Source organism: Paenibacillus sp. AGC31 (assembly GCF_057334655.1).
Window position 1 is genome coordinate 200,269 of the sequence record NZ_JBHFJH010000028.1, and the last position, 20,071, is coordinate 220,339.

18 protein-coding genes and 1 other annotated feature are annotated in these 20,071 nt (G+C 45.4%); of the genes, 14 read left to right on the forward strand and 4 right to left on the reverse strand.

Annotated features, from left to right (window positions below; all coding sequences use genetic code 11):
* The 3 genes from ACE04G_RS15225 (at nt 1) to ACE04G_RS15235 (ending at nt 1,667) form a co-directional block, all read left to right on the forward strand.
* A complete protein-coding gene (locus ACE04G_RS15225; RefSeq protein WP_289392336.1) occupies nt 1–300 on the forward strand; it encodes a hypothetical protein in 300 nt (99 codons plus the stop codon).
* 165 nt (nt 301–465) lie between these two features.
* Nucleotides 466–1,041, forward strand: a complete 576-nt coding sequence (locus ACE04G_RS15230) for a GNAT family N-acetyltransferase (RefSeq protein ID WP_338708705.1) — start codon at nt 466–468, stop codon at nt 1,039–1,041.
* A gap of 44 nt (nt 1,042–1,085) precedes the next feature.
* Complete coding sequence (locus ACE04G_RS15235) at nt 1,086–1,667, forward strand: GNAT family N-acetyltransferase (RefSeq protein ID WP_449004483.1); 582 nt, start codon at nt 1,086–1,088, stop codon at nt 1,665–1,667.
* A 115-nt stretch (nt 1,668–1,782) separates the two neighbouring features.
* On the opposite strand, the gene ACE04G_RS15240 is transcribed toward ACE04G_RS15235, so the two are convergent.
* A complete protein-coding gene (locus ACE04G_RS15240) occupies nt 1,783–2,142 on the reverse strand; it encodes a MerR family transcriptional regulator (RefSeq protein ID WP_076249478.1) in 360 nt (119 codons plus the stop codon).
* 102 nt (nt 2,143–2,244) lie between these two features.
* Between ACE04G_RS15240 and ACE04G_RS15245 the strand changes: the two genes are divergently transcribed.
* Nucleotides 2,245–2,955, forward strand: a complete 711-nt coding sequence (locus tag ACE04G_RS15245) for an SDR family NAD(P)-dependent oxidoreductase (protein WP_449004484.1) — start codon at nt 2,245–2,247, stop codon at nt 2,953–2,955.
* Between the two features lie 590 nt (nt 2,956–3,545).
* Here ACE04G_RS15245 and ACE04G_RS15250 read toward each other — a convergent pair.
* A complete protein-coding gene (locus tag ACE04G_RS15250) occupies nt 3,546–5,063 on the reverse strand; it encodes a sensor histidine kinase (protein ID WP_449004485.1) in 1,518 nt (505 codons plus the stop codon).
* On the reverse strand, nt 5,063–5,746 hold the full coding sequence (locus ACE04G_RS15255) for a response regulator transcription factor (protein WP_449004568.1): 684 nt from the start codon (nt 5,744–5,746) through the stop codon (nt 5,063–5,065). Before ACE04G_RS15255 ends, ACE04G_RS15250 begins: the two co-directional genes overlap by 1 nt.
* Before the next feature lie 226 nt (nt 5,747–5,972).
* On the opposite strand from ACE04G_RS15255, the gene ACE04G_RS15260 reads away from it, so the two are divergent.
* The 6 genes from ACE04G_RS15260 (at nt 5,973) to asd (ending at nt 13,364) form a co-directional block, all read left to right on the forward strand.
* Complete coding sequence (locus tag ACE04G_RS15260) at nt 5,973–8,126, forward strand: glycosyltransferase family 39 protein (RefSeq protein ID WP_449004569.1); 2,154 nt, start codon at nt 5,973–5,975, stop codon at nt 8,124–8,126.
* Nucleotides 8,127–8,382: 256 nt separating this feature from the next.
* Nucleotides 8,383–9,369 (forward strand): glycosyltransferase family 2 protein, encoded by a 987-nt coding sequence (locus ACE04G_RS15265; protein WP_339184724.1) that lies wholly within the window; start codon nt 8,383–8,385, stop codon nt 9,367–9,369.
* Nucleotides 9,362–9,757 carry a GtrA family protein gene (locus ACE04G_RS15270; protein ID WP_449004486.1) on the forward strand — a complete coding sequence of 132 codons (396 nt, stop codon included), beginning with the start codon at nt 9,362–9,364 and terminating at the stop codon, nt 9,755–9,757. Before ACE04G_RS15265 ends, ACE04G_RS15270 begins: the two co-directional genes overlap by 8 nt.
* 17 nt (nt 9,758–9,774) lie before the next feature.
* Nucleotides 9,775–10,647, forward strand: coding sequence for a UTP--glucose-1-phosphate uridylyltransferase GalU (gene galU, locus ACE04G_RS15275; RefSeq protein WP_449004487.1), 873 nt, complete (start codon nt 9,775–9,777; stop codon nt 10,645–10,647).
* 148 nt (nt 10,648–10,795) lie between these two features.
* Nucleotides 10,796–11,641 carry a class I SAM-dependent methyltransferase gene (locus ACE04G_RS15280; RefSeq protein WP_449004488.1) on the forward strand — a complete coding sequence of 282 codons (846 nt, stop codon included), beginning with the start codon at nt 10,796–10,798 and terminating at the stop codon, nt 11,639–11,641.
* A 190-nt stretch (nt 11,642–11,831) separates the two neighbouring features.
* Nucleotides 11,832–12,108: a binding site (T-box leader), on the forward strand.
* 170 nt (nt 12,109–12,278) lie between these two features.
* Nucleotides 12,279–13,364: an aspartate-semialdehyde dehydrogenase gene (gene asd, locus ACE04G_RS15285; protein ID WP_449004489.1), complete on the forward strand. Its 1,086-nt coding sequence runs from the start codon at nt 12,279–12,281 to the stop codon at nt 13,362–13,364.
* Nucleotides 13,365–13,583: 219 nt separating this feature from the next.
* Here the strand turns inward: asd and ACE04G_RS15290 are convergent, their stop codons facing one another.
* Nucleotides 13,584–14,552, reverse strand: a complete 969-nt coding sequence (locus ACE04G_RS15290) for a bile acid:sodium symporter family protein (protein WP_486094550.1) — start codon at nt 14,550–14,552, stop codon at nt 13,584–13,586.
* A gap of 135 nt (nt 14,553–14,687) precedes the next feature.
* On the opposite strand from ACE04G_RS15290, the gene ACE04G_RS15295 reads away from it, so the two are divergent.
* From ACE04G_RS15295 to ACE04G_RS15310, 4 genes are all read left to right on the forward strand, one after another.
* On the forward strand, nt 14,688–15,164 hold the full coding sequence (locus ACE04G_RS15295) for a DUF6376 family protein (protein ID WP_047842787.1): 477 nt from the start codon (nt 14,688–14,690) through the stop codon (nt 15,162–15,164).
* Between the two features lie 293 nt (nt 15,165–15,457).
* Nucleotides 15,458–16,213 carry an SDR family NAD(P)-dependent oxidoreductase gene (locus ACE04G_RS15300; protein WP_047842788.1) on the forward strand — a complete coding sequence of 252 codons (756 nt, stop codon included), beginning with the start codon at nt 15,458–15,460 and terminating at the stop codon, nt 16,211–16,213.
* Between the two features lie 487 nt (nt 16,214–16,700).
* Nucleotides 16,701–17,498: a sulfite exporter TauE/SafE family protein gene (locus ACE04G_RS15305; protein WP_339184738.1), complete on the forward strand. Its 798-nt coding sequence runs from the start codon at nt 16,701–16,703 to the stop codon at nt 17,496–17,498.
* 187 nt (nt 17,499–17,685) lie between these two features.
* The gene (locus ACE04G_RS15310) at nt 17,686–20,067 is read left to right on the forward strand and encodes a polyprenyl synthetase family protein (RefSeq protein ID WP_339184740.1); all 2,382 of its coding nucleotides are present in this window, start codon (nt 17,686–17,688) and stop codon (nt 20,065–20,067) included.
* Nucleotides 20,068–20,071: the final 4 nt, after the last annotated feature.

Sequence of the window (20,071 nt, forward strand, 5' to 3'; positions counted from 1 at the left end):
ATGAAAGATAAGTTTTTGCGAGAAGAACGGCAAGAATATACCGATGTGTCTACGGTGGAGTCGCAGCGAAACGATATCACACTCGAGGAATTCCCGGAGGGTCCTTACGGTTCATCTTTACTATCCGAGTCTCTTGGAAAAAGTTCTCCGTGGCGGGTGGATCAGAGGTCTGCACATCGTTTTGATTATGAAAATCATGAGCTTCACGAGGGAGAAGTACGGGATTATCCGGGTCAGGATGTTTTTGATGAAACGGTTCCGGATAACGTGTCCAAGCCTCAATATACGGAAGATTCGTAGTTAGATTTTGATATGAAGTAGAGCGTAGCCTCCAACAGGTTTTGTCCTGTTCGGGGGTTATTTTCGTTGTGTTGAATGAAAATAATTCTCCTCCAATTCCACATTATGGGTTATTATATTTGTAGCTCGAAGTAAAAATCTGGTTAAATATGCGGGGGACTTGGGATGAGAGAGATCGATTATAGTCAATATTTCTGGCAGGATGATAAGATCAGATTACGTGCTTTGCGTGAAGAAGATTGGGAAGATCATTATTATAACCGCTTTGATACTCCTGCCCGTCGGTTATTGGAGTGTGCAGTAGAGTTGCCGCCAACCCATGTTGAAGCGAAGAGTTTCACGGAAAACTTCTCTGATTTTTCTTTAGCCAAAGGACGGATCATGTTTACAATTGTAAATATGGATGGTGAAAATGTCGGAGGTGTGAATCTGAACAGCATTGATGAGAGAAACGGTACCTTTAGCATTGGCATTCAAATTGACAGGGATCATCGAGGAAAAGGATACGGAACCAGAGCCGTTCGAATCTTGCTAAAGTATGCCTTCTTCGAGCGCAGGCTCAATAAATTTAATGATTATGTACTCCAAGGAAATGAACCTTCCGCAGCGATGATGAGAAAACTTGGATGTGTTCAGGAAGGTGTGCGCCGCCAAGTGATCTATACGGATGGAAAATACCAGGATCTGATCCTCTTTGGATTAACCAAAGATGAGTTTATGGAAAAAGAGGGCCTTGTTTGAAGTAAAGCTAATAAGCTGAAATTAAGTGTGTAGTAGGAGGAACTATGAACAAACCCATACTAACCGATGAATTAATCATCGATTGCAAGGATATTTATTTGCGCGAGTATCGAATTGAAGATTTAGAGAAACTGCAAGAAATTACGTGGCAACCTGAGGTGTATGAATTCCTACCGGGATGGAACGCTACGATTGAAGACAGGAGCCTGTGGCTCACCGAATATGAAATCCCTGAGAATCAGCGTTTTAAACAAGCTGTGATGGCAGGAGGGGATATCGGAGAGTTATATTTACGTATGGCTATCGTTCTCAAAGAAAAGGATGAGTTCATAGGTTGGTGCTGCTCAGGAATTAAGGACGAACTGCCAGCACCCAATCGGGAGATTATGTATGGTATTTCGAAACACTTCAGAAACCGTGGTTACACAACGCAGGCACTCAAAAGAATGACGGAGTATTTTTTTGAATATACAAACGTGGAAGTGTTAAATGCCATCGCTTTGACTACCAATCAAGCATCCAATAAGGTGATACAGAAATGTAATTTTGAACGGTTAAATTTGATCGAGATCGAGGATGAAAAGTATAACCATTACCACCTGCGTAAGCAACAAGGCCAATTTTAATAGAACGTAGTCCCATAATGAAAGGCTATAAAATGAAAGTTTCGGGTCAGGTTGGACAGTTATTGCTTTGGCTGCCTGATCTTTTTTGTATTTATTTTATTGGACAAGGCTTATGTTAATAATTCTCTCCGCGATAATAGCGCTCCAATTTGTTATCCAAATGAACAAGCTGCGCTTTTTTCTCCTCAATATCATTCAGCAACTTTTGTTTTTGATCCTCAATCAGTTTGGTTCTTTCCTTCAGCGTGGAGGTTCCTTCATTGACCTGATCATAATACTTTTTGATGTCTTCCACACTCATCCCAGTTTCGCGAAGGCATTTGATAAAAACCAGCCAGTTCAGATCATCCTCCAAATAAAGACGGTTGTTCTGCTCATTTCGTGCAGCAGGTTTCAGCAGTCCCTTTCTTTCATAAAAGCGGATCGCTCCAATGGAGATTTCAACTTTTTTCGCTACTTCTCCAATCGTTAACATGTTAATCCCTCTTTTTATAAAAATAATTTGACCTACACTAAGTGTAGCATAGTAACTTATACATTGTTAAATATAAATCAAATTATGGAAAGAAGGATTCGCATGAAAAAGACTGTATTTGTAACCGGAGCAAATAAAGGAATTGGATATGAAATCGTCAAGCAGTTAGGTGAAGCAGGTTGGAGAGTTCTCCTCGGCGCACGTAGCGTTGAACGGGGTGAAAGAGCTGTTTCCGAGTTAACTTCCAGGGGGTTAGATGTAGAATTTGTACAGATCGACATGTGCGACTTGAATAGCATTGAGCAGGCAGCCGATACGATTCAGAAGACTTATCCCGCAATAAACCTTCTGATCAATAACGCGGGTATGCCGGGTGCTTTCTCTCATTCCTTCACGGATACAAAAGAGGAAGATCTGCGGAACGCCTTTGAAGTGAACTTTTTCGGCACCTTCCGTTTGAATCAGCGATTGTTCCCGTTAATCAAAGATAATGAAGGCACAATCATTAATGTATCAACCGACATGGCTTCTCTGCATCATATGCAAAATGAGGAATCTACTTTAAATGCCTTCGACTATAATTCATCCAAAACGGCCAACAGTGCCATGACACTTTCGATGGCTTATGAAGTCAAAAACAGCAGGGCGCAAGTCTTCGCGGTAACGCCCGGATTCACATCAACAGATCTTAATGGCAATGCCGAAGGCGGTAAATCAAAAGAAGCCGGCGCTGCGATTATTGTGCGCTATGCGACGGATGGTAAACGCCATAATGGGGAGTTCCTAGATGAGAATGGCGTATACCCTTGGTAGTCCGCCGTTGCCAAAAGCAACGATAGAACAGGATGAATTTTAGCGTGTATCTTCAAACTCAAACTCATATTCAAACTTAGGCGAGCTATACGATGATGGATACCAAGGTCTCAAAAGTCTTGAGGTCCAAGATGGCTGATCCTGACGATTGGGTAGACAATTTTCTAACGAACATAGGACGTCTTATTGGCCTTTCGGTACGTTTCTTAAATTGTAAGGAACATCAGACACGCTATTTCCCGAAATACCCTTAGAAAAACGCAGTAAACGGCTGTTTATTCTAATATAACGTGGCTCAGGTTCATTAGATCTCTGCGGACGCTCCAAATGCTTGAATAAGACGTCTCAGATTCATTAGCCTGAAAGCCTGAAACCAATTGAGCTACTACTCTACACTCTATTAATCGGATACAAAAAGAATCCCCCTTTCATTCCTCAACCGAGATGAGAGGGGATTCGTCATGCAATGAAAAGCCGGAATTAAAATGGAAGAAAAGCAGCATTTGGAGCTTGACTAGAGCTTGAGTAATGATCAAGTAGATCTTACGTAGAGCTGCTTATAGCCAACCTACTTGGAGGCTGCGCTCAGTCTAGACATCAGCCTTATACAGCGGCAGCAATATCATAAATTCCGTTCCCAGGCCTACCTGACTTTGTACCGTAACTTTCCCACCATGCGACTCCACAATCGAGCGGGTAATGGCTAGGCCGAGACCTGCGCCACCTTGTTTGCGCGAACGAGAACTGCTTGTGCGGTAAAATCGCTCAAAGATATGGGGCAGATGTTCAGGTTCAATGCCTGTGCCGTTATCTTTCACTGATAATTCAGCCTTATGATGCGTGGCATATAATGTTATGGAGATGGCTCCATGTTCAGGATCGGTGTGCTGCACCGCGTTATGGAACAGATTCAGCACAACCTGCTTCAGCTTGTAAGGGTCAGCCAGTACATATACTTCAGCCGTCAGATCAAGATGAATGGATCTTTGCTGAGCCATCATGGCGAGTTGTGGTTGCATTTCGAGCAGCAGACTATCTAGCTGAATGACCTCCCGCTCCTGCCTTGGAGCCTGATCCAGCTTGGTTAGTAACAGCAAATCTTCAACCAGCTTGTTAATTCGGACGGATTCACCGTGCATGCTGTCCAGTGCTTTATACAATTGATCTTGATTGGTCGCTGCACCCCGCTGCAGAACTTCAATGAAGCCGTGAATGGAGGTGAGCGGGGTACGAAGCTCATGGGAAGCATCAGACAAGAAACGCTGCATCTGCTCTTTCGATTCCCGCTCTGCTTCAAACGAGTTCTCCAGTCTTTCAAGCATGCCGTTGAATGAAACTGCGAGCTGATCCACTTCCTCTTGTCCCTGAACGACGGGAAGGCGTTCTGCGAGACTTCCTGCATCGATCTGCTGTACTTTATTCACCATGTTGGACAGGGGAACCAGCGTCCGGCGTAATACCTTAGTGTATAGAATAAGACCGGCTACCATGGCCAACAGCGATAACATGAGGAAGATTAGAAGCTGTTTAATAATCAAGTCTCTCAGTGGCTTCGTAGCCGTACCCATCTGGACCATCGGTAAGCCACGATTGCGTGGACCGGGTGAAGCAAATACAATCAATTGCTCATTCCCTTGGCTATCCGTGACGATCCGGTAGGGAATGTGTTTTTGTTCTTTCAACTCATCTGTAATGTCCTGATATTCAACGGTTGATAGTTGAGGGGCTTTCAGACCATCTTCTCCAAAAACATCCTCGAACGTGCCTTGGTTATCAAACAGAGCCAGTGAACGGTCTGGAATAAACAACACCCGATTGCCAGACCCGTTTCCTGCCTGTCCACCAAAAGGATTGTTGGAAGAGCCACTACGGGACTGGATACCGAGCCAAACCGGGGGCATGGACATAAGCTGTTCTTCCATGGTTTTCGCCTGATTCCGGTAGAGAAAACTTTCCATGATCCAAAATTGCAGAATACCGATTAACAATAACAGCCCGGCAAGCACGAACAGGGAACGTGAGAGCAATTGAGAACGCAATGAATGAGGCCAGATCCATTGGTGGAGACGTCTTAAACGAAGTTTATTTTTCTTAGGCAGAGAGTTCATTAAAGATCCACCCTGTACCCGACACCCCGAAGCGTGCGGATGAGTTTATGCTCTTTATCCCCGAGTTTGTCACGCAAGGAGCGAACGTATACCTCCACAATATTTTCTTCCCCGCCAAAATCATACCCCCACACCCGACTCAAAATGGTCGCTTTGCTCAGTACAATCCCATGATTAAGCACAATCAATTTTAGCAATTCGTATTCGGTAGGAGATAGCTCCAGAACCTGATTCTGATAGGTGATTTCTTTGCGCTGATCATCAATTCGGAAGGGACCGTGGGTGACGGCTCCTATTAATAAAGGAAATTGATTACGCAGTCTGGCCTGAATCCGGGCGAGCAGCTCATCAAAGGCAAAGGGTTTGATCATGTAATCGTCAGCACCTAACCAAAGGCCCTTAACCCGGTTCTCGACTTCGTCCTTCGCTGTCAGCATAATTACGCCAACCTCGGCACCGGTCTTGCGCAGACGCTCGACCACTTCGAATCCATCCATCTCTGGCATCATGACATCCAGAATAGCCATATGTGGCTTGAATTCAAGCGCTAACTCAAGCGCAGCCGCTCCATCCGGTGCGGTGCGCACATCAAAGCCCTCATTGCTTAATCCAAGATCTAGAAATTGTAAAATATGCGGTTCATCATCAGCCAATAGTATTTTAATTCCGCTGCTAAGCTTCATTATGTGCCGCTCCTCCTTGCTTGATTCCATCTATAGTTCTCCCTCAATGGAGAGGGACTGTATGTTGTATTATCGCTTGCCAAACTGAAATTTAGCTGAAAGGATTGTGAATTATCCTCAGACAACATTCAGCGGGCACTCATCCCAGTTTTATTTTGGCATGTCACAATACTAGACATGAAGAAATTTGAAGGAGTGATTAACTTTGAATAACACCAAAAGAAGGATGGATCTTGTCCTTCTGCCGATTGTATTACTGGCGGCATTTCTGAATGGGTACGGTATCTGGAACGATCAATATGCCAATTCCTATTATACGACTGCCGTTGGGAGTATGCTCAGCAACTTCCATAACTTTTTCTATGCTTCACTAGACTCAGCAGGCTCGGTCACTGTAGATAAACCACCAGTTGTCTTCTGGATTCAGACGGCCTTTGCCTATGTCTTTGGATTGCACGGATGGAGTGTTATTTTGCCGCAGGTATTAGCGGGAATCGGTTCGGTGCTCCTGATCTATTTCATGGTGAAACCTACATATGGACTTGCAGCAGCACGAATCTCGGCACTTGCGATGGCAACTGTGCCAGTTGTGGCTGCAGTCAGTCGGACCAACAATATTGACAGCATGCTGGTGTTTACACTACTGCTGGGTTCATGGTTTTTGTTCAAAGGCAGCAAACAAGGCAGTACTTGGCGCATTCTGGTTGCTTTTGGGTTAATAGGCGTAGCCTTTAATATGAAAATGCTTCAAGCCTACATGATTCTCCCGGCTTTTTACTTGCTTTATCTGCTTGCATTTCAGGCGAAATGGAGAAGGAAGATCATCCTGCTGATCGGCAGCACAGCGGTTCTGGCGGTCGTTTCCTTATCCTGGGCGGTCACTGTGGATTCTATACCCGAAGACGAGCGGCCTTATATCGGAAGCAGTGAAACAAACTCGGTCATGGAACTCGCCTTTGGATACAATGGTCTGGCTCGCCTAACGGGTCAGCAGAATACTGCAGGTAACGCAGGTATGCCAAATGGTATGGGACAGGGAAATAATCGGGGAAATCGAGAAGACTTGTCTTCAGACCTTAATCAGACAGGCAGTGGTGTTCCTGGTGCTGGGCAAGATGTCAATGCACCGGATAACGATAATACGAATGGTTCGAATGGCTTGAACACCATGGGTGGCATGAATGGGCCGAATGGCAATTTCCCGAGCGGGCAGATGCCGAATGATATCGAAATGCCAAACGGAAGAAATTTCGGCGGTGGCATGGGCGGAATGTTTGGAACAGGGGAGAAAGGTCCTCTGCGTCTGTTCCAGACTGAACTGTCAGGTCAAGCTAGCTGGCTGTTGCCAGTTGTGCTGCTTGGATGCATTGCCATATTTGCAGGATTAAGACGGAGAAATATAACCAATAAACACAAGGAAGCCTTGTTCTGGCTAGCCTGGCTGCTTCCCGTTGCAGCCTTTTTCAGTGTGGCAGGTTTCTTCCATCAATATTATCTGATTATGCTTGCACCTCCAATTGCGGCGCTGACTGGCGCAGGATTTGTAGCGATGTGGAAATCATATCGTGATCGCGATGGATGGCAGGCATGGTTGCTTCCGGTGTCCCTGCTGCTGACGACTCTGTTCGGCTGGTATATCATGCAGGTGTATAACGATACGATTGGTGCAGGCTGGTCCATTAGTGAATTGATCGCAGGCATTCTGATCACGGTTATCCTAATCGTTATGCTTCATCGCACACATCGATGGAAACAGAGCTTCATTATCGCGGGATTCATGGTGATGCTGATCGGTCCAATCTACTGGGCATTCACCCCAATTACTTATGGTGGCAACAGCATGATTCCTGCAGCAGGACCTACTGGTTCCAATGGTATGTTTGGTGGAGCAGGAATGGGTATGCCGATGGGTAACGGTGCAGGAGACACAGAAATGCCTGCAATGGGTGGCCGTGGCGGAATGGGCAACCGTAACGAAGAAGTGGATACAGCTACACTGATTTATCTGAAAGAGCACAATACAGGCGAAACGTATCTCTTCGCCACAACAGACTATAATCAGGCAGCACCTTATATTATCGATGAAAGAGCAGCGGTCATTACGCTTGGAGGTTTTTCCGGATCAGACCCGGTGTACACAACAGAGGAACTTGAGCAACTCGTCAAGAGCGGGCAAGTGAAATACTTCATGGTTGGTGGCATGGGTGGCCGCGGAGGGAACTCGGAAATTAGCGATTGGATCAAAGAGCACGGAACCGAGATTCCAACGTCAGAATGGCAGACAGGCACCGACAGCGGATCTACGGATAACGGAGACACCGGAAACAGAGCTGGATTTGGATTCGGCGGACAGACGACCTTGTACGAAGTGAAATTGTAGCTATATAAATTGAACTTATCATTTACACGATAACGGAGAGGACAGAAAAAAACTGAAAAAGCGAAGCGTTCGCCTACAAGCTTTCTGCAAGAAAGCTACATCGGAAGCATACGCTATCCCCGGATTTTCCCTTTATAAAGGGAATCAAAAAATCTGGGGATAACAGCGATTGGAGGGTTGTTCTGTCATCGAAGTGTGCAGTTTGTATAGAGTGAAAATCTCGGACGAAGTCCATGGGAAAAGGGAGGGGACAAACATGGCTCACGCGTACCGATATAGCATTATTATTCCCATGTATAACGAAGAAGCGGTGATCGAGGAGACTTATCGACGCCTGAAGAAGGTCATGGGCAGCACAGGAGAGAGTTATGAACTGTTGTTTGTCAATGATGGCAGCATGGATCGAAGTGCTCTAATGATCCGTGACTACGCCCGTTGGGACGAGAGTGTGAAACTGATTGATTTTGCCCGTAACTTCGGACATCAGATTGCGATAACAGCGGGCATGGATTATGCAGTGGGGGATGCGGTCGTTATTATTGATGCGGATCTGCAGGACCCTCCCGAACTGATACTGGATATGATCGCCAAATGGAAAGAGGGCTATGAAGTCGTATATGCCCGTCGCACCAGACGAAGCGGTGAAACTCGCTTCAAGAAATGGTCGGCAAGTCTGTTCTACCGTGTACTGCGTGCGTCGACGGATACGGATATTCCAGTGGACACCGGAGATTTTCGCCTGATTGACCGCAAAGTATGTGATGAGATGAAACGTCTTCCGGAGAAAAACCGGTTTGTGCGCGGGTTGGTCAGTTGGGTCGGATTTCGTCAGACTGCGATTGAATATGAACGCGATGAACGTCTGGCAGGTGAAACAAAATATCCGCTAAAACGCATGCTGAAACTGAGCCTGGACGGTATTACTTCATTTTCGTATAAACCGCTCAAACTCGCAGGTTATGTAGGTGCGATCCTGTCGGTTGGCGGATTTATCTATATGTTAACGGTTATTGGTTCGGCAATCTTTACGGATTCAACCATTAAGGGATGGCCATCTATTGTGAGTATCATGCTGATGTTTAACGGATTCATCCTGATCATGCTGGGCATTCTGGGCGAGTACGTGGGCCGGATCTATGATGAGACCAAGGCGCGTCCACTATACATTGTGAGAGATGTGGTTCATGCCGAGGGCCAGCAAGCACAATCCCGATTGACAGCCCGAGTTGCTCATCATGACTAAGCGTCTGGTGACACTCTTCAAGTTCGGTATTGTGGGTGTTGCAAATACGGCAGTGGATGCGGTGGTGTTTGCTTTGCTTGCGGTGGTCGGTGTACCGGTTCTGATGGCTCAAGTAATCTCGTACAGCTGCGGTGTTGCGAACAGTTATTGGCTGAACGGCAGATGGACTTTTCGAGATACGGCACGAGGAGGGAGTGATAGAGCGAAACTTATTCGTTTTCTAATCACCAATCTTATCGTTCTCGCGTTATCCGCTCTCATACTGATGACTTTGCACGATATGCTGGGTTGGAGTCTCGTGATGAGTAAAATCCTGGCGACCTTGATGGGGATGGTTCTGAACTATATGGCCAGCAGATATTGGGTGTTTCATACAACGAACATATGAAAGGAGTCTATGATGATATGCGAATTAAGAAAGCAGTTATTCCGGCAGCGGGTCTCGGAACCCGTTTCCTGCCAGCGACGAAAGCACAGCCCAAAGAGATGTTACCGATTGTTGACAAACCGGCCATCCAATACATTGTTGAAGAAGCAGTGCAATCAGGCATTGAGAATATCCTCATTGTGACCGGACGCAACAAAAAATCCATAGAGGACCATTTTGATAAATCGGTTGAACTTGAACACTCTTTATATGCCAAGGGCAAACAGTCTTTACTGGAAGAGGTGCAGGCTATCAGCGAGATGGCCAATATTCATTTTATTCGTCAAAAAGAACCGCTGGGTCTGGGGCATGCCATTGGGTGCGCACGGCAATTTGTAGGAGATGATGCCTTCGCTGTATTGCTGGGAGATGACATTATGGTGTCTGATCCGCCTGCACTTGCACAGATGGTCCATCTCTATGAAAAGACAGGCAACCAGATCATTGGTGTCCGTCAGGTAGACGCGGCAAATGTGAGCAAATATGGCATCATAGATTCGAAGGGTGCAGAGGACCGGGTTCACCGGGTCACCAATCTGGTCGAAAAACCTTCCCTTGGAGAAGCGCCATCCCGAACAGCTGTAATGGGACGATACATTCTGAAACCTTCCATCTTTCCTATTCTGGATCAGATCGAGAGAGGGGCTGGAGGGGAATATCAGTTAACGGATGCCTTAAAAGAAGTAAGTCAGGTGGAGGAACTGTTGGCCCTTGAACTGGAGGGGCATCGCTACGATATAGGCGATCAATTCGGATATATTCAGGCGATCTTGGAGATCGGACTGATGCGCAAGGAATTACAGCCCATGCTGACACCATATCTTCAGAGCCTTGCAACCCAGTGGGCATAGGAATTGATATATAGTAGAGGTTTAGATGTACTGTAGGGCGGGATCTCGTTTGTGCCATGGTTCTGTCAAGACTCTAGCATTGTGCAATGCAGCCTGTAACGCTACAATAAGCAAGAAATTTAAGTTGCTGTTTGAGGGGTGAAGAATTATGAATGAATCTATCATCAGGGACCTTATTAAGTATATGGACGTGGAGGACAACGCCGCCATTCAATACATTCAGACCGAGCATCGGATGAAACTGGGACTCTTTTGGGGGATACAGGAAGGCAGCCGCGTTCTGGAAATCGGATGTGGTCAGGGAGATACAACGGCCGTGCTTGCACATCTGGTGGGGGAGAATGGGTACGTTCATGGTGTAGATATTGCACCAGAGGATTATGGTGCACCACTGACCGTAGGCGAAGCGGCAGCCAAGCTACGGAGATCTCCACTGGGTGATCGGATTCGAATGGATTATGACTACGACATTCTAAGTGATCAGGCTCAATTTGCCGAGAATGAGTTTGATGTGATCGTACTTTCCCATTGTTCTTGGTACTTGAGATCGTTTGACGAACTCGCCCAGATTCTTAGCAAGGTTAGGACGTGGGGGCATCAGTTATGTTTCGCAGAATGGGATGCGCGAGTTACAGATGTGAGCCAGCTCTCACATTGGTTATCCGTTCTGATTCAGTCCCAGGTCGAATGTTACAAGGAGAACAGCTTCTCCAATGTGCGCACGCTTTTTACACCGGAGGATATCCAAGAGCTTGTCTCTGCAGCAGGCTGGACGATTAAGGAAGAGACTTCGATCCATTCTCCCGAGCTACAGGACGGTCACTGGGAAACCGAAATGACACTGGCAGAAGCGCCTGTGGAACTGCAAATGCTCCCGATCCCGGACAAAGTGAAAACACTTCTTCTGTCCGAACTGAAATTACTTAGGACACATCATGCCTTGGGGCCTGGGAGTCCTCTGGGAACATATGCGATGGTTGCCAAAAAGCAGTAAGGAAATAGCTATTTGCAGTATATTATAATAAAAACGTCTATCATGTACTTTTCACAGAAGACAGACCGCATTTAGCTGAAGTTTTCTTGCGATAAACAATGGTTCAGCTCTGCTGGAAACATATAAATTCCATGATCTAAAAAAAATGTGTTTACTTCATCACAGTAATTTTGATATTATAATCGCAATATCAAATGCGACGAAGAGACGAGTAGATAAAATTCATTCTTTCAAAGAGAGCTCCGGCAGCTGAAAAGGAGTAAAGAATCTTTTATTGAATAAAGACTCAGAGCAGCACATCGGAACTTAGCATTAAGGGATGGTGTGACAGGAGCTCCTGTTACAGAGCTAGAGTATGAACGGTCTACAGCTAGCAACATGGTTGTAAACCTTTACTTGAAGAGGCGGATATGGTGACATATCGGCGAATCTGGGTGGTACCACGAGAGTTCAATCTCGTCCCTGAGACTTATTGTCTTGGGGATGGGATTTTTTGGTTTTTCCGGGGCTGTGACTACACGCTTTGGAATTGCCTGAATAGTGTTAATTAAGGAGTCCATTTCATAATACGTTTTTAGTGAGTTATGATATTGATTCAAGAGAAGAATCACTCAAACCGAAAGGAAATGATGATTGAATGTCAGCAAAATTGAAAGTCGGTATCGTCGGAGGAACGGGAATGGTAGGTCAACGTTTTGTGGACCTGCTTGATCAGCATCCATGGTTTGAAGTAACAGCTATTTCTGCAAGCGCCAATTCGGCAGGTAAAACATATGAAGAATCCGTACAAGGCAGATGGAAACTCGCAGTTCCTATTCCGGAAGCGGTGAAGAAAATCGTTGTTCAGGATGCTTCCCAGGTAGAGGCTTTTGCCAGTCAGGTTGATTTTATTTTCTGCGCGGTTGATATGAAAAAGAATGAGATTCAAGCGCTCGAAGAAGCTTACGCTAGAACAGGCACACCTGTCGTGTCCAACAACTCCGCTCACCGCTGGACAGCAGATGTACCCATGGTAATCCCTGAGATTAACCCGGGACATCTGGACGTGATTGAAGCTCAACGCAAACGACTGGGCACAAAAACCGGATTCATTGCTGTAAAACCAAACTGCTCAATTCAGAGCTATGTGCCAGCACTGCACGCTTTGCGTGAGTTCAATCCGACTCAGGTTGTTGCTTCCACGTATCAAGCAATTTCGGGAGCAGGTAAAAACTTTACGGACTGGCCAGATATGCTTGATAATGTCATTCCATACATCGGTGGCGAAGAAGAGAAGAGTGAGCAGGAACCACTGCGGATCTGGGGTTGCATTGAGAACAACCAGATCGTCAAAGCATCTGCCCCATTAATTACAACACAATGTATTCGTGTACCGGTAACGGATGGACATCTGGCTACGGTGTTTGTAAACTTCGAGAAAAAACCAAGCAAAGACGAAATTCTGGAGCGTTGGTTGCAGTTCAAAGGCCGTCCACAAGAGCTGGCTCTGCCAAGCGCACCGAAACAATTCATTACGTATTTTGAAGAAGAAAACAGACCACAGACGAAACTGGATCGTGACATCGAACGCGGAATGGGTGTCTCCACAGGCCGACTGCGCGAAGACTCACTCTATGATTACAAATTCGTGGGATTGTCCCACAACACGCTCCGTGGAGCGGCAGGTGGTGCGGTTCTGATCGCAGAACTGCTTAAAGCTGAAGGATATATTCAGCCGAAATAAGTGTACTAAGTACCATGAGCAACAGCAGATTTTTGAAAAAAATGATTAGAAAAATAACCATCACTCGTTGATGGTTTTTTTCTATTGTGGGCAGGGACCAGAATGGGCAGAATTAAATTAAAGAGACTACAGAGAATACAGCAGAGATAACAGTAGAGGGTTATAGTAACGAAAAACGCCGACAATTGTGTCGGCGTTTTTTTACATTCCAGTATTTTGTTAGGCCGCAGATGTCTTATCCGACTTTTGCAGAAGCTGAGAGCGACGACCGAGCAGATAACCTGTTAATGAAGCAAGCATCTGTTGAAATACCATGCCAAGCACAACCGGGACAGCAACTGGTGGCGGAAAATACGAAACAGCGAGTACTGCACCTGCGCTGATATTACGCATCCCTCCATTGAACACCAGTGCGACCTGATCAGCCTCATTCCAGCCCAACAATCGGGCGATGAAGTAACTTAGTGCATAACCGACTGATGCCAGGAAAATAATGATGACCGCAAGTCCAGCCAACTTCCAGTTGAAATCAGCCAAGTAAGGTGCAACGACAGATCCGTTAATCGCGACGACTGATGCCATGAACAATTTGGACAACGGATTCAACCTCGGTCCCCAGACCGGGACAATGGCGCCTTTGGTCCACTCATTCAGCAGCATACCGAGCAGGGATGGCACAACAATCATCCAGAACAGACTGCTCATCATGGCTGCCGTATCCAGTGTGACACTGGTTCCGATTAACAGGGATAACACTCCTGGCACTACAAAAGGAGCAAGCATGGTATCAATCAGGATGATGGATAGCGTAAGTGCGATATTGCCCCGATATATACTGACCCAGATGAAGCTGCTTATTCCTGTCGGAATCACGGCTGCCAGAACAAGTCCTGTTATGGTATACGCATCTGTAGGGAAAACCAAATGACCCATACCAAGAGCAATTAGAGGCATCGCCAAATGCAAAATAAACAGACATACAAACAGGGGGAACGGCTTCTTCAGCACGTTCACAAAATCCCGTATCCCCAGACTGATACTTCCAGCGAACGTCATGAACGCAAAAAGCCAAGGGGATAAAAAGGTATAAGAAGAAACAAAACTCCCGCATAACACGCCAATAATAATACTGATTGGGGTAATCAGTGGCATGATGCGGTTCAAGCGTTGGTTCAAGGCTTGAAGCATAATCATGACATCCCTTTACCGTGTGATTTTACTATTATACATGTTAATAACGCTGGCTGCAGACCCATTTGCAATGAAGCAGTCTGAACAGGTATCATGGACTTGGAACAAGGATTCCGATTAGGAGAAAGGGAGATGATCATGTTCATAAGAAAAAGAAAGCACACATTAATGATGACAGGTCTTATTGCATCAAGTATTCTTTTGATTTCAGCCTGTTCAGTCGTGGAACAAGCTAATCAAAGTTTAAATTATGTGAGTGGGGCTACTGATTATATAGAACAGGTATCAAACGCCGGGGCTGATCTGCAAGAGCTCGCATCGGGTGCGGTGAATAATCCGGAGATTACAACGCAGATTCAGGAGAAAATCGATCTGATCCAAGCAGAAGCAAGTGAATTTTCTCAGTTGACTGCTCCTGCAATAGGAGAGAGCATTCATGAGAATCTGGTTAGTTATAATACACAATTAACAGAAGTCGTGGACAATTTCGAGAATACAATTGCAGAACAAGGTTTTACGGCAGAAAATTGGGAGAAGACAGGCATTCCTGAACTGATCACGAACATCAATAATTTGAAAGATCCGCTTAGCGGACTTCAGGGTGAATAAGTTGAATTAATTTTCAATATTTTATAAGGGCGAGATATCGGAATGATTGAATTACCGTTATGCTCGCTTTTTTATTTCCCAAACGGATGCATATTTAATATCACAGGAGCTAGACTATATCATGTAAATAGGAGATGTATATGACATTTATCTCATATTTATGTGAAGATGATCTATGGTTTGACAAGGTTGGGACAGAGGCGTATGATAAGTATATAAGTTAATAAAATATAGTTACTTACTATAAGTTCTGAACTGCCTTTAAATATATTTTGCCAAAGGAGAACGGTGTCATGACTCAACACAATGGAAAAGTAATCATTATTACAGGTGGAGCAAGTGGTATTGGTAAAGAGACAGCACTTCAACTTTCGGATCAAGGTGCGACTATTGTTGTCGCTGACTATAATGAAGACGGAGCGAAGAAGCTTGCGGCAGAGATTGAAGCAGCAGGCGGAACAGCGGGCGCGTACAAAGTGGATGTATCCAAGGGGGACGAGATCAAAGCCCTGATCGACTGGACCGTAGAGCAATATGGTACATTGAGCGGTATTTTCAATAACGCAGGTATTGGACTTGTGAAGCCATTTCTGGAGATGGACCCGGAATCTTATCACAGAGTCATTGATGTAGATCAGCACAGTGTATACTACGGTATGTATTATGGCGCGAAAAAAATGGTTGAATTAAATGTACAAGGTACTATTGTAAATACAGCTTCGATCTATGGAAGTGTTGCTGCAGTAGGCAGCTTCAACTACAACGCTGCCAAGGCTGCGGTTGTTATGATGTCCAAATCCGGTGCACTTGAACTTGCTGAGCATGGAATTCGTGTAGTTGGTGTAGCACCTGGTTTTATCGAAACACCAATTCTGGGTGATGACCAAGCCATGAAGGATGCGCTTGCTACTCAACATATGCGTGGAGAGCTCATTCAACCGGAGAAAGTAGCCAGTGTGGTTACCTTCCTGTTCAGTGATGCAGCCAGCGCAGTGAACGGGACAACCGTAGCCGTGGATGATGGATTCCTCAGCTTCAAAACCAAATAAATAACCTTCTAAAGTTAAGAAAACTCATCTCAAAAAAACAGAAAAAAACGGTGCAGAACGATTTATTCGTTTTGCACCGTTTTTGTATTTTCACTATAAAGTAATCGTAGCATGTGAGAGGGAAATAAGTTTGTCGAATTATCCCGAAAATTCAGAGATCGTGATACAATTAACAAGGCTATAGCTTTTTATCATTTTGTGGTGTCATATACAATTCGAACGCCAAGAGAGCCATAACTCTCTTCTTTGTAATGACATTGAGAACAGGTTTTGGTCGAACATAACGCATCGTTATGAACTTGTAATTTTTCGTTGCACTGTGGACATTTATTTTCAAAAAGAGTCTTCAACACGTTAAACATGCTTAATCACTCATTTCGGATTAATTTACTTGGTTTTTATTATAACGGATAATATTCGCTGTGTACAGCACTTTTGAGTGGTATCGAAATGAGATTTATATTGCACGAAAGGAAGCGCATAACCGATGGATCTTCTGCTTTTTGTCATCATGTTTATACTGGGTCTGGTCGGTTCATTCTTCTCCGGTTTGTTGGGTATTGGTGGGGCCATTATCAATTATCCGCTGCTGTTATATGTTCCATCCTGGATGGGATTGGAGCCGTTCTCAGCACATCAGGTATCGTCGATTAGTATGTTTCAAGTGTTTTTCGCTTCACTTGCCGGTGTGATTGCATTCCGCAGAAAAGTACGAACGGGTAGAAGTGGTGGGGCGATCGTTCACCGCGGTTTGGTGCTATACATGGGCTCCAGCATTCTTGCTGGCAGTCTGATCGGCGGGTTCATATCCGGTCATCTGGACGGAAGGGTTATTAATCTGATCTATGGCATTCTGGCGATCATGGCGATTGTGCTTATGCTGATTCCCGGAAAGGGAAAGCTTGATACCTCAGCTCCACTGGTGTTTAACCGATGGATTGCAGCAGGCACTGCTTTTGCAGTAGGTATTGTATCAGGAATTGTTGGTGCGGGTGGTGCCTTTATCCTTATTCCTATCATGCTGACGATTCTCAACATCCCCGTACGAACGACGATTGCTTCTTCACTGGCGATTGTATTTATCTCCGCAATCGGCGGCGTTATAGGGAAAATTACGGGTGAAGACATTCCGATGGAACCCATCATCTATACGGTGATCGGCAGTTTGCTCGGGGCATCCCTTGGTTCACGGGTTAGTTCGATGATCAATGTGAGGGTACTTCGATATGCATTAATCGTACTTATCGCCATTACAGCGGTCAAAGTCTGGTCATCCATTCTGTAAAACCACGTATATGGGAATGAACAGTGACGATTTCGTAACCAAACGGTTGGATCGCCGTATAAAGGTTATGAACATGAGCTGAAGCGTTGGATACACGATCAAATGAGTTCAGTTTTCGTCCATGGAGCACCTCATCTCCTTTCATGGATACATGTTTAACATTAATAGAAGTTGAGGTATCCACCCTATGAATAACGTACTTACAGAACAGGCTGATGCAGGATATCGGCTAGCTGAGCAGAAAGCATCTCAGTATTTCACTTCTCTTAGGCAGCAACTTATGAATAATACGTATACGACAGCACTTACCCAAGATATTCATGTATGGCAAAAAAAACATATTCATCGTTTTGCCTGGCTTTCTTTTTTATCACCTAGCAAAAGAAAACCGGATCCCCGGGATGTTCATAGATATATCCACTGGCTGAATACTACAGGAAAGCTGGATGATTACCTGGATCGGAGTATCTCCTATATTTATATGCGGGATCTGGGGCAAGCCCTTGATTCTCCGGGTACGCAGGCCCGAATTCAGGACGTTGTCCAGAATACCAAAAAATACTTTATGGGCTCCGCTACTGGGCGCAAAGGACAGCCTGATTATATCAGTCTGGCTGCGTTGTACCGCTGGGGACAGAAGGAGCACATTGAAACGGCTGTCATCTGGGTGATGAACAAATTAAAGAATGTAGCATCCAACATCCCGAAGGAGCTGGATGCAGAGCAGGCGCAGCGGAAGCTCATCAAGATCATTCTCGGCGTGGTCCTTCATGTGGACGATGAGATGAATGAGCAGACACCACCTGAAGAACGTGCCCGGAGATTTGATGCGGCGATTCGACTTGGTTATTCGTACGGTTTGACGTATCCATTTGTGGATGATCTGCTGGATTCTCAAGCTTTGACTGTTCAGGAAAAAGAACAATATTCCCTGATGATACGCGATGCACTTCTTACCGGGGTCGTCCCTGATCTGGTGGAGTGGAAAGGCAGCAATCTTGAAGTAATTGAATATGTACATTCCGAGCTTCGGGAAGCATTTGAGTACATCAAGAACTACCAGCATCCAGAGAAACAGCGCACGTTTTTAGAGCAATCCTATGTGTTCTTTCAGTCTCAGGAGATCGATCGCAACAAGAAATTAGCCAATGCGAATTATAGCAATGAAGAATTGTACATTCCGATTATTATCAAATCTTCTTCTTCCCGATTAATCGTCCGGTCTGTTCTCAGTGCGCCGGAGGATGAGGGATTTGATCTGCGGACGTTCTATTACGGAATATATAATCAGTTGGCAGATGATTTTGCCGATATGTTTGACGATATGGAAGAAGGGGCAGTAACTCCATATACGTACTATTTGAAGTATCGAGATTTGCGTCCCGACTTGATCAATCCTTATGAATTGTACTGGGCAGTCATCTCACATCTAATCCATGATGTTTACAACTCGGATGCCAAGACCCGTGAGGTTATACTGGATCGTGCCATCAACGGGCTGAAGCGTTGTAAAGAACGGTTGGGGCAGCAAAAATATGATGAAGTGATGACGATCTTTGCCTCTGGGCAGCCTGAATTCAATCAACTGGTTCAACAGATGGTGCGAAAAGCGGATGACGTTGATTTCCTCGATAAATTGTTACGGGATCAGGTCGTGCTTCAATTGAGAAATGACAAGCAGGAGAAAGAGGAGTTCAAGCAGACCATTCGAACGGTTCGCGAACAGATTAATGTGGAGTTGCAGATAGCCAAGCCAGGTGGACTTCATGAGATGAAAGAAACGCTGATCGATGCGGCCAATTACAGCTTGCAGGGCGACGGAAAAAGACTACGTCCGATATTAACTTGGGTTATGGGTGTGCGCGAGTATGGTTTACCTGAAGCCTCCATCGTTCCACTGCTTAGGTCGCTGGAGTACATGCATACTGCTTCCCTGATCTTTGATGATCTGCCCACCCAGGATAATGCTTCGACAAGGCGTGGACGATCCACGCTGCATCAGGTACACAATAGCGCCACAGCGGAGCTCACGGGTCTGTTTCTCATTCAGAAGGCAATTGGTGAGCAATCCTCATTGAATCGCTTTGATGCGGCCACCGTGCTCACGCTCATTCAATATTCAGCTGAAAAAGCAGAGGATATGTGTATGGGGCAGGCGATGGATCTGAACTCCAAAGGCAAGGCATTGACGCTGGAGCAGTTGAATATGATCTGTTTTTACAAAACTGGCATTGCCTTCGAAGCTGCCCTGGTTATGCCAGCGATACTTGCCCAAGTGAAGGAACCGGAGATGGCTGCGCTGAAAAAGTTCGCTTATCATGCAGGGATCGCCTTCCAGATCAAGGACGACTTGCTGGATTTCGAGGGAAATCACCTCATTCTTGGGAAACCTTCAGGTCAGGATGAGCGGAACAACAATTCAACCTTTGTGTCTATTCTGGGTGATGAAGGCGCGAAGAAAGCGATGTGGGAGCATTATTGTCTTGCTACAGATGCATTGAACGAGATGCCGAAACCTATTCCCTTCCTGAGACATTTATTGGATTATCTTATTGGTCGCGAGCGCTAACCTG

Bases quoted from the DNA above. Each gene is read 5' to 3' on its own strand.
- ACE04G_RS15245 (WP_449004484.1), top strand. From the start codon at position 2,245: ATGAAAAAGACTGTATTTGTAACCGGAGCAAATAAAGGAATTGGATAT.
- ACE04G_RS15225 (WP_289392336.1), top strand. From the start codon at position 1: ATGAAAGATAAGTTTTTGCGAGAAGAACGGCAAGAATATACCGATGTG.
- ACE04G_RS15295 (WP_047842787.1), top strand. From the start codon at position 14,688: ATGATCATGTTCATAAGAAAAAGAAAGCACACATTAATGATGACAGGT.
- galU (WP_449004487.1), top strand. From the start codon at position 9,775: ATGCGAATTAAGAAAGCAGTTATTCCGGCAGCGGGTCTCGGAACCCGT.
- ACE04G_RS15300 (WP_047842788.1), top strand. From the start codon at position 15,458: ATGACTCAACACAATGGAAAAGTAATCATTATTACAGGTGGAGCAAGT.
- ACE04G_RS15235 (WP_449004483.1), top strand. From the start codon at position 1,086: ATGAACAAACCCATACTAACCGATGAATTAATCATCGATTGCAAGGAT.
- ACE04G_RS15280 (WP_449004488.1), top strand. From the start codon at position 10,796: ATGAATGAATCTATCATCAGGGACCTTATTAAGTATATGGACGTGGAG.
- asd (WP_449004489.1), top strand. From the start codon at position 12,279: ATGTCAGCAAAATTGAAAGTCGGTATCGTCGGAGGAACGGGAATGGTA.
- ACE04G_RS15290 (WP_486094550.1), bottom strand. From the start codon at position 14,552: ATGCTTCAAGCCTTGAACCAACGCTTGAACCGCATCATGCCACTGATT.
- ACE04G_RS15240 (WP_076249478.1), bottom strand. From the start codon at position 2,142: ATGTTAACGATTGGAGAAGTAGCGAAAAAAGTTGAAATCTCCATTGGA.
- ACE04G_RS15230 (WP_338708705.1), top strand. From the start codon at position 466: ATGAGAGAGATCGATTATAGTCAATATTTCTGGCAGGATGATAAGATC.
- ACE04G_RS15270 (WP_449004486.1), top strand. From the start codon at position 9,362: ATGACTAAGCGTCTGGTGACACTCTTCAAGTTCGGTATTGTGGGTGTT.
- ACE04G_RS15305 (WP_339184738.1), top strand. From the start codon at position 16,701: ATGGATCTTCTGCTTTTTGTCATCATGTTTATACTGGGTCTGGTCGGT.
- ACE04G_RS15260 (WP_449004569.1), top strand. From the start codon at position 5,973: ATGGATCTTGTCCTTCTGCCGATTGTATTACTGGCGGCATTTCTGAAT.
- ACE04G_RS15255 (WP_449004568.1), bottom strand. From the start codon at position 5,746: ATGAAGCTTAGCAGCGGAATTAAAATACTATTGGCTGATGATGAACCG.
- ACE04G_RS15250 (WP_449004485.1), bottom strand. From the start codon at position 5,063: ATGAACTCTCTGCCTAAGAAAAATAAACTTCGTTTAAGACGTCTCCAC.
- ACE04G_RS15265 (WP_339184724.1), top strand. From the start codon at position 8,383: ATGGCTCACGCGTACCGATATAGCATTATTATTCCCATGTATAACGAA.
- ACE04G_RS15310 (WP_339184740.1), top strand. From the start codon at position 17,686: ATGAATAACGTACTTACAGAACAGGCTGATGCAGGATATCGGCTAGCT.